This window comes from Mesorhizobium sp. LNHC221B00 (genome assembly GCF_000502935.1).
GTDB lineage: Bacteria > Pseudomonadota > Alphaproteobacteria > Rhizobiales > Rhizobiaceae > Mesorhizobium > Mesorhizobium opportunistum.
Window position 1 is genome coordinate 368,104 of sequence record NZ_AYWR01000005.1, and the last position, 13,684, is coordinate 381,787.

The following is a 13,684-nucleotide window of genomic DNA, read 5'->3' on the forward strand; positions in this document are numbered from 1 at the left end:
CGCCTTTATAGCCCCATGGATCGGTCCTGCGAAACATAAAGTGATCGACCGGTTCAATCCGAGGGGTGCTCAGGCGATCTCATGCCGCCAGGGCGGGTTGGCGCCTGCCCGCGACACCGTCACCGCCGCCGCCTTGGCGCCGAGCGCCAGCGCCTTGCGGATGGCGTCCTGCGACAGTCCAGCGATTGCCGCCTTCGTCAGCAGGCCTTGTTCGTGCAGGGAGGCGAGGAGGCCGGCGTTGAACGTGTCGCCCGCACCGACCGTGTCGACCACCTCGACCTTCTCCGGCACCACGCTGACGGCATGATCCTTGGTGTAGCCGACGGCGCCTTCGCTGCCATGGGTCACGACGATCAGCTTCGGGCCGCGGTCGAGCCAGTTGCGCACGACATCCTCGTGCGAACCCGCTTCGCCAAACCAGTTCAAGTCCTCATCCGAGAGTTTCACGATGTCGGCCATCGCCATCATGGCGCGGATGCGCCGGAGATGCTTTGCCTTGTCCGGAATGAAGTTCGGCCGGATGTTGGGATCGAGCATCATGACGCGGCCCTCATGCTCGCGTTTCATGAACGCCTCATAGGCGCTACCGGCCGGCTCCGAAATCAGGCTGATGGCGCCGAACAGCATGGCCTCGATCTCGCTGCCCAGCGTCGGCAGGTCGTCGATGGTCAGCATGCGCCCCGCGGTGTTCTCGTCGTAGAATGTGTAGGTCGCCTGGCCGTTGTCCAGCCGCACGAAGGCAAGCGTGGTCGGACGAGGGGAGGTGTGCGCATAGGTGGAACTGACCTTGCTCGCCCCCAGCGCGTCGCGGAACTGGCCGCCGAAAAGATCCGACGACAGGCCCGAAAAGAAGCCTGCCGGCGCGCCAAGGCGGCCAAGCGCGATCGCCGAATTGAACACCGCGCCGCCGACATAGGGCGCAAAGGCCGGTTCACCCTGCGTCGTGGTGCGCGGCAGCATGTCGATCAGGGCTTCGCCGCAGCAGAGGATCATGGCTTCCTGGTCTCCGGCGGATAGATCACGCCCTTGCGGATGATGATGTTGGCGTAAAGCCGCGGCTCGCTTGTCGCGACGATGGCATGCGCCGATTTGACCCGTGCATAGAAGTCGGCGCCGGCCAGCGCAACCACCTTGCGGCCCGGCGCGCGTCTGGCACAGATCGCCTCAATCTCGTGATGGACAGGGTCGGCAAGCGACGGATCGCCCTTCACGGAGGCGCGAAACAGCGCCTCAGCTACTGCGTCGTCGACCGGCAGGATACTGAGGATGGCGTCGAGCACCGGGATGAGCGGATGACCATCGGCCCGGATGAGGCGTCTCGCATGCTCTTCGGCCGGATAATTTCCGTCGACAAGGGCGATCTCGTCGCCGTGGCCCATGGCGCGCAATGTCGACAAAAGGTCAGGACCGAGCAGCGCCGGGATTCCGATCAGCATTCAGGCGCTCCTGGAAATCGTCGTCGAGCCGATCAGGAAACGTTCGGAAAGCGGCAGGCTGGCGCCGCCGAGCGCGCGGGCATGGATGCCGACGGTTCCTTCGCGAACGGCGGGAAGTTTCAGGCCTTCGCCATCGATTGCCGCAACGGCGTCAACGATGGCATCGACCAGCCGGCGGCGCACCGCCTTCGGCATCCAGCCATCGATCACCGCCGCCTCGAAATCGATGACAGAGGATGCAGCCACGATGGCATAGGCAAGCGCCCGCGCGGCGCTGGCGATCCAGTCGTCGAGCTCGCCGCCGATCTCGCCCCAGTCCTCGGGCGAGGTCCACAGATGCGAGGCCTCGACGCCACGATCATTGAGCGCCTTTTCCAGCATGGCGATCGAGGCCACGTCGATCAGCTGGGTCGGCTTTCCGTCCGGGCCCGGCACAGGCATGGAGCCGAGCGCGCCGGCGTTGCCGGTCGGACCGCCGAACAGCCGGCCGTTGAGGACGATGCCGCCGCCGGCGAAGGCGCCGATGTAGAAATAGACGAAATCACGCGCTCCCCCCGCCTGACCGAAAACGAGTTCGGCGCCGCAGGCCGAGGTGGCGTCGTTCTGCAGATAGACCGGAAAATCGCACTGCGCCTGGATGTCGGCCTTGATGTCGCGGTGGCGCCATTCGTCCATGACATCGCGCGGCGCGCCGGCGGTGTCGGCCCAGTTCCACAACTCGAACGGCATTGCGATGCCGAGCCCGGCAATGCGCTTGTCTTGCTCGGGCTTCAATTCGCCGCGCATCTTCTTCATGCCTGATGTGACGAACTCGACCGTCTCGCGCGGTGCCGGATAGCGATAGGAGTGCTGCAGCATTGAGCGCACATGCCCAAGAAAATCGATCAGCACGAGTTCCGCGCTGCGGCGGCCGATCTTGAGGCCGATGAAGAAGGCACCTTCGGGATTGAGTGCCATCGGGATGGAGGGCTGGCCGATCTTGCCACGCAACGGTGCCTGGCGGACGAGCAGGCCTTCTTCCTCGAGTTCGCGCATGATGACCGAAACCGTCTGCGCCGAAAGTCCGGTCATGCGGGCGATGTCGGACTTCGCCAGGCTGCCATGCTGCCGCACCAACGAGAGCACCAGCCGCTCGTTGTGATCGCGCATGCCGCTCTGGTTGGTGCCGCGGTGAATAAGGCTGTCATTCGCATCGGGCGAACCATGCCTCGCAGTGGCGGTCTCCACCCTGTTCCTCCCGTCGTTTCCCCGCGATGCTTTTGGGCCAGAATGAGCGAGCGGCGCAACCCTGTCAATAATAAATAAGAGTGATTTAATTATTGACAGGGGCCTCGGTCTGGTGTCTGTTTGGGACAGCGTCCACGCTGGGAGAAATTCGTTGGATGCGCTGTTGGTGCCGGTTGGCCGGCACCCGGATGGTTCCACTGGGAGGAAGATCGTGAACAATACAAAACTGTTGAAATCGACCGTGTTTGCCGCCGCGGCTCTTGGTCTGATGGCGTTTGCCTCGTCTGCGTCCGCAGCTGGCGTCGGCGCTTGCCTGATCACCAAGACCGACACCAACCCCTTCTTTGTCAAAATGAAGGAAGGCGCGACCGCAAAGGCCAAGGAACTTGGTGTCGACCTCAAGACCTACGCCGGCAAGATCGACGGCGACAGCGAGAGCCAGGTGGCGGCGATCGAAAGCTGCATTGCCGACGGCGCCAAGGGCATCCTGATCACCGCATCCGACACCAAGGGCATCGTACCAACGGTGAAGAAGGCGCGTGACGCCGGCGTGCTTGTGATCGCGCTCGACACGCCGCTCGATCCGATCGACGCGGCGGATGCCACCTTCGCCACCGACAATCTCGAGGCCGGCAAGCTGATCGGCGCCTGGGCCGCCGCGACGCTCGGCGACAAGGCCAAGGACGCCAAGATCGGCTTCCTCGACCTGACGCCGTCGCAGCCGACCGTGGACGTGCTGCGCGACCAGGGCTTCATGATGGGCTATGGCATCGACGTGAAGGACCCCAACAAGATCGGCGACGAAACCGATCCGCGCATTGTCGGCCATGACGTCACCAACGGCAATGAGGAAGGCGGCCGCAAGGCGATGGAGAACCTGCTTCAGAAGGACTCCGGCATCACCGTCATCCACACCATCAACGAGCCGGCCGCTGTCGGTGCTTACCAGGCGCTCAAAGCCGTCGGCCTTGAAAAGCAGGTGCTGATCGTCTCGGTCGACGGTGGCTGTCCCGGCGTGAAGTCGGTTACAGAAGGCGTGATCGGCGCGACATCTCAGCAGTATCCGCTGCAGATGGCGGCGCTCGGCATCGAGGCGATCGCAGCCTTCGCCAAGGACGGAACCAAGCCGAAGCCGACCGAAGGCAAGAATTTCTTCGACACCGGCGTCAACCTGGTGACCGACAAGCCGGCCACTGGCGTCAAGTCCATTGACACCAAGGAAGGCCTCGCCAAGTGCTGGGGCTGATGCCGGTCTGACCGGCAATTACCGAACCTGAGCGGTCGGGGCTTGATCCCCGGCCGCTTCGGGTGGACGATGGGTCGCGTGACCGCGAACAATCCCGGCAGCAGACCGGAAAGGCGTGGACGGGCGTCAGCGTTTGGCTGATCCCTCACGGGGAGGAAACATGGCTCAAGCTCAGGAATTCGAGAAGGTTCTCTCGGGCAGTGACACAAGCGTCGCCGCCTTTGACGAGCACAAATCGGCCGTCAAGCGCATCCAGCATTTCCTGCATTCGACGCCGGCCGCTGTGCCGCTGATCGTGCTGGTCCTATCGATCATTATCTTCGGCATCACCATCGGCGGGCGCTTCTTCTCGTCCTACACGCTGACATTGATCCTGCAGCAGATTGCCATCGTCGGCATCCTGGGCGCCGCGCAGACGCTGGTCATCCTGACTGCCGGCATCGACCTGTCGATCGGCGTGATCATGGTGATTTCAGCCGTGATCATGGGCAATTGTGCGGTCAGCTACGGTATGCCGGCCATTCTCGCCGTGACGATCGGGCTTGCCGCGGGTGCGGCCTGCGGGCTGCTCAACGGACTGCTGGTCGCCTACATGAAACTGCCGCCCTTCATCGTGACGCTTGGCACCTGGAACATCGTCATGGCCACGAACTTCATCTATTCGGCCAATGAGACGATCCGCGACACCGACGTCGACACCCAGGCACCGCTGCTGCATCTGTTCGCAATGAGCTTCAAGATCGGCACGGCGGTGCTGACGCTCGGCGTCATTGCCACAGTCGTGCTCGTGATGATCCTCTGGTACGTGCTCAATCACACGGCATGGGGCCGCCATGTCTACGCCGTCGGCGATGACCAGGAGGCGGCGAAACTCTCGGGCATCCAGACCAAGAAGGTGCTGATGACGGTTTATACCCTTGCCGGATTGATCGCCGCTTTCGCTGCCTGGGTCTCCATCGGCCGTAACGGCTCGATCTCGCCTTCGTCAGCGGTCACCGACTACAATCTGCAGGCCATCACCGCCACGGTGATCGGCGGTATTTCCCTGTTCGGTGGGCGCGGCTCGATCCTGGGCACACTGTTCGGCGCGATGATCGTCGGCGTCGTCTCCATGGGCCTCAACATGCTCGGCGCCGATCCGCAATGGAAAGTGCTGCTTACCGGTGTGCTGATCATCGGCGCCGTGGCGATCGACCAATGGATCAGAAAGGTTTCGGCATAGTCATGACCCAGGAACCCATCCTTACCGCGCGCGGTCTGATCAAACGCTACGGTCGCGTCACCGCGCTCGACAATGCCGATTTCGACCTCTACCCCGGCGAAATTCTCGCCGTCATCGGCGACAATGGCGCCGGCAAGTCGTCGCTGATCAAGGCGATTTCCGGCGCGGCCGTGCCGGACGAAGGCGAGATCCGGCTCGAAGGCAAAGCCGTCGCCTTCAAGTCGCCGATGGAGGCTCGCGAAGCAGGCATCGAAACCGTCTACCAGAATCTGGCGCTGTCGCCGGCACTGTCGATCGCAGACAACATGTTCCTCGGTCGTGAGATCCGCAAACCCGGCTTCCTGGGAGAATGGCTGCGCATGCTGGACCGTCCGGCGATGGAAAAGCGTGCCCGCGACAAGCTCACCGAGCTGGGTCTGATGACCATCCAGAACATCAGCCAGGCGGTGGAAACGCTGTCGGGCGGCCAGCGCCAGGGCGTGGCGGTGGCGCGCGCCGCCGCCTTCGGCTCGAAGATGGTCATCATGGACGAACCGACGGCAGCTCTTGGCGTCAAGGAAAGCCGCCGCGTGCTCGAACTGATCCTCGACGTCAAGAAGCGCGGCCTGCCGATCGTGCTGATCTCGCACAACATGCCGCATGTCTTCGAGGTGGCGGACCGCATCCACATCCATCGCCTCGGCCGACGCCTCGCCGTCATCGATCCCAAGCAATATACGATGTCCGATGCCGTCGCCTTCATGACCGGCGCGAAGGCACCCCCGGAGGCCGCGCTGGCGGCCTGACTGTCAAATTGCCGCAGGGTAAGCCGGCGGCGGCGCATCTAAATCGATTGAATGTATGCTGCAATGCGGTAACATGGGCTGGGATGAATGGTGAAAGCCGGTATGATCGTGGCAACCGCACGAGAGGCAGCATGACGCGCGCGATGACATCCGAACCCCTTCCGCCACTGCTCGAAAATCCTGATCCGAAGACGCTCGCAAGGGAAGTCTTGATGGCCCTCAAATACAGGGTCGGCAAGGACACCACCGTCGCGACCCAGTACGACTGGCTCACCGCCTCGATCAAGGTCGTGCGCGACCGCATCGTCGATCGCTGGATGCAGGCAACCAGAGAGGCCTACGACCAGCAGGAAAAGCGCGTCTATTATCTGTCGCTGGAGTTCCTCATCGGCCGCCTGATGCGCGACGCCTTTTCCAATCTCGGCCTGATGGACAATATGCGCGAAGCGCTGTCGTCGCTCGGCGTCGACCTCGATCTGATCGCGGCGCTCGAACCCGATGCCGCGCTCGGCAATGGCGGCCTTGGCCGGCTCGCCGCCTGCTTCATGGAAAGCATGGCGACCGTCGACATCCCGGCGCATGGCTACGGCATCCGCTACGCCAACGGCATGTTCCGCCAGGAGATTCACGACGGCTGGCAGGTAGAACTGCCCGAGACCTGGCTCGATCACGGCAACCCCTGGGAGTTCGAGCGCCGCGAACGCGCCTTCGAGGTCGGCTTCGGCGGCGCGGTGGAATCGATCACCTCGAAGGACGGACGGCTGGAGCGCCATGTCTGGAAGCCGACCGAGCATGTCCTGGCGGTCGCCTACGACACGCCGGTCGTCGGCTGGCGGGCAAACCGTGTCAACACGCTGCGGCTCTGGTCGGGCATGCCGATCGACCCGATCCTGCTCAACAAGTTCAATGCCGGCGACCACATCGGCGCGCTGGCCGAAAGCAATAAGGCGGACGCGCTGTCCCGCGTGCTCTATCCGGCCGATTCCCACATGGCCGGGCAGGAACTCAGGCTGCGCCAGGAATATTTCTTCTCCACCGCCTCGCTGCAGGACATCGTCCAGCGCCATCTCAGCCAGTATGGCGACCTGAAGTCGCTTCCCGACAAGGCGGCGATCCACCTGAACGACACCCATCCGGCGATCGCCGTTCCCGAGCTGATGCGGCTGTTGATGGATGTCCACGGCGTGGACTTCGACCTCGCCTGGGACATCACCAAGCGCACCTTCGGCTACACCAACCACACGCTTCTGCCCGAGGCGCTGGAAAGCTGGTCGGTGCCGCTGTTCGAGCGGCTGTTGCCGCGCCATATGCAGATCGTCTACGCCATCAACGCGCAGGTTCTGCTCGAAGCACGCGCGACCGACCAGTTCTCGAACGAGCAGATCAGCCGTATCTCGCTGATCCAGGAAAATGGCGACCGCCGCGTGCGCATGGGCAACCTTGCCTTTGTCGGCTCGCACTCGATCAACGGCGTCTCGGCGCTGCATACCGAGTTGATGAAGGAAACGGTGTTCGCCGACCTGCACAGGCTCTATCCCGATCGCATCAACAACAAGACCAACGGCATCACGCCACGGCGCTGGCTGATCCAGTGCAATCCCGGGCTGACATCGCTCGCCCGCGAGGCGATCGGTGACCGTTTTCTCGATGACATCGACGCCATCAAGGGGCTCGATGCCTTCGCCGACGATGCCGTCTTTCGCGACAAGTTCGCCGCCGTCAAGCGGCAGAACAAGGTGCGGCTGGCCAATCTCGTCGCCGACCGGCTCGGCATCAAGGTCGACCCTTCGGCGCTGTTCGACATCCAGATCAAGCGCATCCACGAATACAAGCGCCAGCTCCTGAACATCCTCGAGGCGGTGGCGCTTTACGACCAGATCCGCTCGCATCCGGAGCGGGACTGGATGCCGCGCGTGAAATTCTTCGGCGGCAAGGCGGCGCCCAGCTATCACAACGCCAAGCTGATCATCAAACTCGCCAACGACGTCGCCAGGGTCATCAACCGCGATCCGGCCGTTCGCGGCCTGCTGAAAGTGGTGTTCGTGCCGAACTACAATGTCAGCCTGGCCGAAATCATGATGCCCGCCGCCGACCTGTCCGAGCAGATCTCGACCGCCGGCATGGAAGCGTCCGGCACCGGCAACATGAAGTTCGCGCTGAACGGCGCATTGACCATCGGCACGCTCGATGGCGCCAATGTCGAAATCAAGGAGTGCGTCGGCGACGACAACATCTTCATCTTCGGCCTCACCACCGCCGAAGTCGCCGAGCGGCGCAACAATGGCTACAATCCACGCGGCGTCATCGAAGCGTCGCCGGAACTTGCGCAGGCCGTGGCCGCTGTCTCATCGGGCGTCTTCTCGCCCGATGATCCCGACCGCTACCGCGACCTCATCAACGGCCTCTATGACAGCGACTGGTTCATGGTCGCCGCCGATTTCGACGCCTACGCCGCCGCCCAGCGTGAGGTCGACGCCGTCTGGCGCAACAGCCCGGACTGGTATGCCAAGGCGATCCGCAACGTCGCGCGCGTCGGCTGGTTCTCGTCCGATCGCACGATCCGTCAATACGCGAAAGAAATCTGGAACGTGCCTGCCTGATGTGATTGCATGAGGCCACGAGCAATGTGGTCCCGGTGATGCGGGTCGAAAGTCAGTTCGCATCACCAGAAACAAAACACCTGGTGCCCTGGGAGGGACACTGCCTGATGAGGAAGCCGCGCGCGACCGCTGCGACAAGCGGGCCGGACGGACTGGCGCCAGCCAGCGATGTTGCGGCGATTGTTGCCGGCACGCACGGAGATCCGTTCGCTGTCCTCGGTGTCCATGAGGTCGGCAAGGGCCTGTTTGCCCGTTGCTTCGTTCCGAATGCTGAATTCGTCACCGCCTACACGCTGACCGGCATCAAGGCCGGTGAGCTGACCAGGCGGGATGATGCCGGTTTCTTTGAAGGCAAGCTGTCGATCAAGAAGCGCCAGCCGCTGCGCTACCACGCGCGCAATGCCGGCGGTGACTGGTGGCTGACCGACCCCTATTCGTTCGGCCCGGTTCTCGGTCCGATGGACGACTACTATATCGCTGAGGGTTCGCATCTCCGGTTGTTCGACAAGCTCGGCGCCCATGTCATCGAGCACGAGGGCGCCACCGGCGTCCATTTCGCCGTCTGGGCTCCAAATGCCCGGCGCGTTTCGGTGGTCGGCGATTTCAACGATTGGGACGGCCGCCGCCACTCGATGCGCGATCGCCGCGATACCGGTATCTGGGAGGTGTTCATTCCCGATATCGGCGCCGGCCGGCCCTACAAATACGAGATCATCGGCCCCGACGGCGTCAGGCTGCCGCTGAAGGCCGATCCTTTCGCCTTCAAGTCCGAACTGCGCCCGGCCACCGCTTCGGTCGTCGCCGTGCCGCCCGCCCATCAGTGGGGCGACGAGGCGCATCGCACGTTCTGGCGCAACGCCGATCCCCGGCGCGAGGCCATCTCGATCTACGAGGTCCACGCCGGCTCCTGGCAGCTTCGCGACGATGGCACGTTCCTGTCATGGGACGAACTGGCCGATCGGCTGATCCCCTATGCCGTCGAGACCGGCTTCACCCACATCGAGTTCCTGCCGATCTCCGAACATCCCTATGATCCGTCCTGGGGCTACCAGACGACCGGCCTCTACGCGCCATCGGCCCGCTTTGGCGATCCTGACGGCTTTGCTCGCTTTGTCGACGGCGCCCACCGTGCCGGCATCGGCGTCATCCTCGACTGGGTGCCGGCGCATTTCCCGGTCGACGAGCATGGGCTGGTCCATTTCGACGGCACCGCACTCTATGAGCATGCCGATCCGCGCAAGGGCTTTCACCCCGACTGGAACACGGCGATCTACAATTTCGGCCGCCGCGAGGTGGTATCGTTCCTGGTCAACAATGCGCTGTTCTGGGCCGAAAAATACCACGTCGACGGGCTGCGCGTCGATGCGGTCGCCTCGATGCTCTACCTCGACTATTCACGCAAGCAGGGCGAGTGGATCCCCAACGAGAAAGGCGGCCGCGAGAACCTGGAAGCTGTCTCCTTCCTGCAGAAGATGAACAAGGAGGTCTACGGCCACCATCCAGGCGTCATGACCATCGCGGAGGAATCGACCTCATGGCCGAAGGTCTCGGCGCCCGTGCATGAAGGCGGGCTTGGCTTCGGCTTCAAGTGGAACATGGGCTTCATGCACGACACGCTGGAGTATTTCGCCAAGGAGCCGATCTTCCGCAAGCACCACCACAACGACCTGACCTTCGGCCTGACTTATGCTTTCTCGGAGAATTTCGTGCTGCCGCTCTCGCATGATGAGGTCGTGCACGGCAAAGGCACGCTGCTCGGCAAGATGGCCGGCGACGACTGGCAGAAGTTCGCGACCTTGCGTGCCTATTACGGCTTCATGTGGGGCTATCCCGGCAAGAAGCTCTTGTTCATGGGACAGGAATTCGCGCAGCGCCGCGAATGGAGCGAGGCGCGCGCGCTGGACTGGAACCTGCTCGATTTCCGGCCGCATCGCGGCGTCTGGCAGACGGTGCGCGATCTCAACTATCTCTACCGGTCGCGCCCGGCGCTGCACGGCCGTGACTGCGAGCCGGAAGGCTTCTCCTGGCTGATCGTCGATGACAGCCAGAATTCGGTTTTTGCCTGGGTACGCAACGCGCCGGGCGGCAGCCCGGTGGCCGTCATCTCCAATTTCACGCCGGTGCCGCGCGACAATTATCGCGTGCCGTTGCCGAAGGCCGGCAAGTGGCGCGAGATCATCAACACCGACGCGTCCGAATATGGCGGCTCCGGCATGGGCAATGGCGGCTTGGTCGAGGCAAGGGCGGAGGGCAAAAGCATCTCGGCAACGATGCTCTTGCCGCCGCTGTCGACGATCATGCTTGAACTCGTAGCCGGCTGAGGCCGTCAAGGCGGGGCAACAGGGCGAGACTGAGTAACTTGGGAGGGTAGAAATGGCAGACTTGAAACGGACCCAGCCGCTGGCGCGCGATGCCATGGCCTACGTATTGGCAGGCGGCCGCGGCAGCCGCCTCAAGGAACTGACCGACCGGCGCGCCAAGCCGGCTGTCTATTTCGGCGGCAAGACGCGCATCATCGATTTCGCGCTCTCAAACGCGCTCAATTCCGGCATCCGTCGCCTGGGCGTCGCCACCCAATACAAGGCGCATTCGCTGATCCGCCATTTGCAGCGCGGCTGGAACTTCCTGCGGCCCGAACGAAACGAAAGCTTCGACATCCTGCCGGCCAGCCAGCGCGTGTCGGAAACGCAGTGGTATGAAGGCACGGCCGACGCCGTCTACCAGAACATCGACATCATCGAGGCCTACGGCCCCGAATACATGGTCATCCTCGCCGGCGACCACATCTACAAGATGGACTATGAGCTGATGCTGCGCCAGCATGTCGATGCCGGCGCCGATGTCACCGTCGGCTGTCTTGAAGTGCCGCGCATGGAAGCGACCGGGTTCGGCGTCATGCATGTCGATGCCAAGGACAACATCATCGCCTTCGTCGAAAAGCCCGCCGACCCGCCCGGCATTCCCGACAAGCCCGAGTTTGCCCTGGCCTCGATGGGCATCTACGTGTTCAAGACCAAGTTCCTGATGGAACAGCTGCGCCGCGATGCCGCCGAGCCCGGCTCGAGCCGCGATTTCGGCAAGGACATCATCCCCTATATCGTCCAGCACGGTAAGGCGATCGCCCACCGCTTCGCCAAGTCCTGCGTGCGCTCGACCGCCGAGAACGAGGCCTACTGGCGCGATGTCGGCACGGTCGATGCCTATTGGGAAGCCAATATCGATCTGACCGACGTGACGCCGGAGCTCGACCTCTATGATCGCGACTGGCCGATCTGGACCTATGCCGAGTTGAAGCCGCCGGCAAAGTTCGTCCATGACGAGGACGGCCGCCGTGGCTCAGCCGTGTCCTCGCTGGTCTCGGGCGACTGCATCGTCTCCGGCGCCTCACTGAAAAGAAGCCTGATCTTCACCGGCGCGCGCATCAATTCCTATTCGACGCTGGAGGAAGTCGTCATGCTGCCCGACGTTCATGTCGGCCGGAACGCAAAGTTGAAGCGCGTGGTCATCGACCATGGTGTTAGGATACCGGAAGGGCTGGTGGTGGGCGAAGACCCAGCTCTCGACGCGAAGCGTTTTCGGGTCTCGGAAAAAGGCATCTGCCTGGTCACGCAGGACATGATCGACAAGCTGAAGCTTTAGGAGCAATTCCAAGAAAAGTGTGAGACGGTTTTCCGTCCGGAATGGCTTGAAACAAAGAATAGACAGGATCGGACCATAAACGCATGCAGGTTCTGTCGGTCACGCCAGAGATCTTCCCGCTGATCAAGACCGGCGGACTTGCCGATGTGACTGGTGCGCTTCCCATCGCGCTGGCGGCCAAGGGCGTGAGCATGCGCACGCTCATGCCGGGCTTTCCGACCGTGATGGCCGCCTTCAAGAAAAAAAAGGCTGTCCTGCAATACCCCTTGCTGCAAGGCGGCAAGGCTTCCGTCCATTCCGTCCAGCTTGCCGGCCTCGAACTGTTCGTGCTCGACGCGCCACATTTGTTCGATCGCCCCGGCGGCCCCTATGGCGATGCCAGCGGTGGCGATTGGCCGGACAATTGGCGGCGCTTCGCGGCATTGAGCCAGGTCGGCGGCGACATCGCCGGCGGCGCCATCTCCGGTTACCAGCCCGACATCGTCCACGCCCATGACTGGCAGTCGGCGATGACGCTGGCCTATATGCGCTACGGCAAGGCGGTCGGCGTGCCCTCGATGATGACCGTCCACAACCTCGCCTTCCAGGGCCAGTTCGGCGCCGGCATCTTCGGCGAGCTTGGCTTGCCGGCGGCGGCTATGGCGCTCGATGGCGTCGAATATTATGGCGGCGTCGGCTTTCTCAAGGCCGGCCTGCAGGCCGCCTGGGCGATCACCACGGTCAGCCCGACCTATGCGCAGGAAATCCGCTCGCCCGAATTCGGCATGGGTCTCGACGGGCTCATCAACATGCGCTCCAGCGATCTCTATGGCATCGTCAACGGCATCGACGTCGGCATCTGGGATCCGGAAACCGACAAGCATCTGGTGTCGAACTACAGCGCCGAAACACTCGATGCGCGCACGCCTAGTCGGGCAGCGGTGGAGGCGCGCTTCAGTCTGGAGCCCGACGGCAGCCCGATTGTCTGCGTCGTCAGCCGCCTGACCTGGCAAAAGGGCATGGATATCCTGGCAACGGCGGTCGACGGCATCGTTGCGACCGGGGCGCGCCTGGCCATACTGGGCTCGGGCGATGCCGGCCTCGAAGGTGCGCTGCTCGCCGCCGCCGCACGCCACCGTGGCCGTATCGGCGTCGTCGTCGGCTATGACGAGGCGCTGTCCCACATCATGCAGGGCGGCTGCGACGCCATCGTCATTCCCTCGCGCTTCGAACCCTGCGGGCTGACGCAGCTTTATGGCCTGCGCTATGGCTGCGTGCCGGTGGTCGCCCGCACCGGCGGCCTGGCGGACACGGTCATCGATGCCAACGAGGCCGCCGTGTCGGCCGGCGTCGCCACCGGCTTCCAGTTCGCTCCCAACAATGGCGGCGCCTTGCTGCACGCCATGCGTCGTCTCGTCGATGCACATGCCGATCCGGCGATCTGGAAATCGCTGCAGCGCCAGGGCATGAAGGCCGACGTGTCGTGGGACAAGAGCGCGGAAAAATACATTGAACTCTATCGCTCGCTGCTTTCGAAAAGGGTTGCCTGA

Annotated in this window: 10 protein-coding genes; 7 read left to right on the forward strand and 3 right to left on the reverse strand. The window is 63.2% G+C overall.

The window, feature by feature from the left end; genetic code table 11:
• Positions 1-69: 69 nt before the first annotated feature.
• Genes X741_RS156860 through X741_RS156850 form a run of 3 tightly spaced genes read right to left on the reverse strand, consistent with a single transcriptional unit; the run spans position 70 to position 2,663 of the window.
• Positions 70-993 carry a carbohydrate kinase gene (locus tag X741_RS156860; RefSeq protein ID WP_023777259.1) on the reverse strand — a complete coding sequence of 308 codons (924 nt, stop codon included), beginning with the start codon at positions 991-993 and terminating at the stop codon, positions 70-72.
• Entirely contained in the window at positions 990-1,436 is a 447-nt protein-coding gene (locus X741_RS156855; RefSeq protein WP_023777260.1) for an RbsD/FucU domain-containing protein, read from the reverse strand. Before X741_RS156855 ends, X741_RS156860 begins: the two co-directional genes overlap by 4 nt.
• Positions 1,437-2,663, reverse strand: a complete 1,227-nt coding sequence (locus X741_RS156850; protein WP_023777261.1) for an ROK family transcriptional regulator — start codon at positions 2,661-2,663, stop codon at positions 1,437-1,439.
• A gap of 229 nt (positions 2,664-2,892) precedes the next feature.
• Between X741_RS156850 and X741_RS156845 the strand changes: the two genes are divergently transcribed.
• The 7 genes from X741_RS156845 (at position 2,893) to glgA (ending at position 13,684) form a co-directional block, all read left to right on the forward strand.
• The gene (locus X741_RS156845) at positions 2,893-3,909 is read left to right on the forward strand and encodes a sugar ABC transporter substrate-binding protein (RefSeq protein WP_023777262.1); all 1,017 of its coding nucleotides are present in this window, start codon (positions 2,893-2,895) and stop codon (positions 3,907-3,909) included.
• Between the two features lie 160 nt (positions 3,910-4,069).
• Entirely contained in the window at positions 4,070-5,131 is a 1,062-nt protein-coding gene (locus X741_RS156840) for an ABC transporter permease (RefSeq protein ID WP_023777263.1), read from the forward strand.
• Between the two features lie 2 nt (positions 5,132-5,133).
• Complete coding sequence (locus X741_RS156835) at positions 5,134-5,916, forward strand: ATP-binding cassette domain-containing protein (protein ID WP_023777264.1); 783 nt, start codon at positions 5,134-5,136, stop codon at positions 5,914-5,916.
• Between the two features lie 131 nt (positions 5,917-6,047).
• On the forward strand, positions 6,048-8,516 hold the full coding sequence (locus X741_RS156830) for a glycogen/starch/alpha-glucan phosphorylase (protein ID WP_023777265.1): 2,469 nt from the start codon (positions 6,048-6,050) through the stop codon (positions 8,514-8,516).
• A 107-nt stretch (positions 8,517-8,623) separates the two neighbouring features.
• Positions 8,624-10,837 carry a 1,4-alpha-glucan branching protein GlgB gene (gene glgB, locus X741_RS156825; RefSeq protein WP_023777266.1) on the forward strand — a complete coding sequence of 738 codons (2,214 nt, stop codon included), beginning with the start codon at positions 8,624-8,626 and terminating at the stop codon, positions 10,835-10,837.
• Between the two features lie 52 nt (positions 10,838-10,889).
• Complete coding sequence (glgC, locus tag X741_RS156820) at positions 10,890-12,155, forward strand: glucose-1-phosphate adenylyltransferase (RefSeq protein WP_013896505.1); 1,266 nt, start codon at positions 10,890-10,892, stop codon at positions 12,153-12,155.
• 83 nt (positions 12,156-12,238) lie between these two features.
• The gene (glgA, locus tag X741_RS156815) at positions 12,239-13,684 is read left to right on the forward strand and encodes a glycogen synthase GlgA (RefSeq protein ID WP_023777267.1); all 1,446 of its coding nucleotides are present in this window, start codon (positions 12,239-12,241) and stop codon (positions 13,682-13,684) included.

Excerpts from the sequence above, each read along its gene's own strand:
- X741_RS156835 (WP_023777264.1), top strand. The coding sequence starts at position 5,134 with ATGACCCAGGAACCCATCCTTACCGCGCGCGGTCTGATCAAACGCTAC.
- X741_RS156840 (WP_023777263.1), top strand. The coding sequence starts at position 4,070 with ATGGCTCAAGCTCAGGAATTCGAGAAGGTTCTCTCGGGCAGTGACACA.
- glgC (WP_013896505.1), top strand. The coding sequence starts at position 10,890 with ATGGCAGACTTGAAACGGACCCAGCCGCTGGCGCGCGATGCCATGGCC.
- glgA (WP_023777267.1), top strand. The coding sequence starts at position 12,239 with ATGCAGGTTCTGTCGGTCACGCCAGAGATCTTCCCGCTGATCAAGACC.
- X741_RS156855 (WP_023777260.1), bottom strand. The coding sequence starts at position 1,436 with ATGCTGATCGGAATCCCGGCGCTGCTCGGTCCTGACCTTTTGTCGACA.
- glgB (WP_023777266.1), top strand. The coding sequence starts at position 8,624 with ATGAGGAAGCCGCGCGCGACCGCTGCGACAAGCGGGCCGGACGGACTG.
- X741_RS156860 (WP_023777259.1), bottom strand. The coding sequence starts at position 993 with ATGATCCTCTGCTGCGGCGAAGCCCTGATCGACATGCTGCCGCGCACC.
- X741_RS156830 (WP_023777265.1), top strand. The coding sequence starts at position 6,048 with ATGACGCGCGCGATGACATCCGAACCCCTTCCGCCACTGCTCGAAAAT.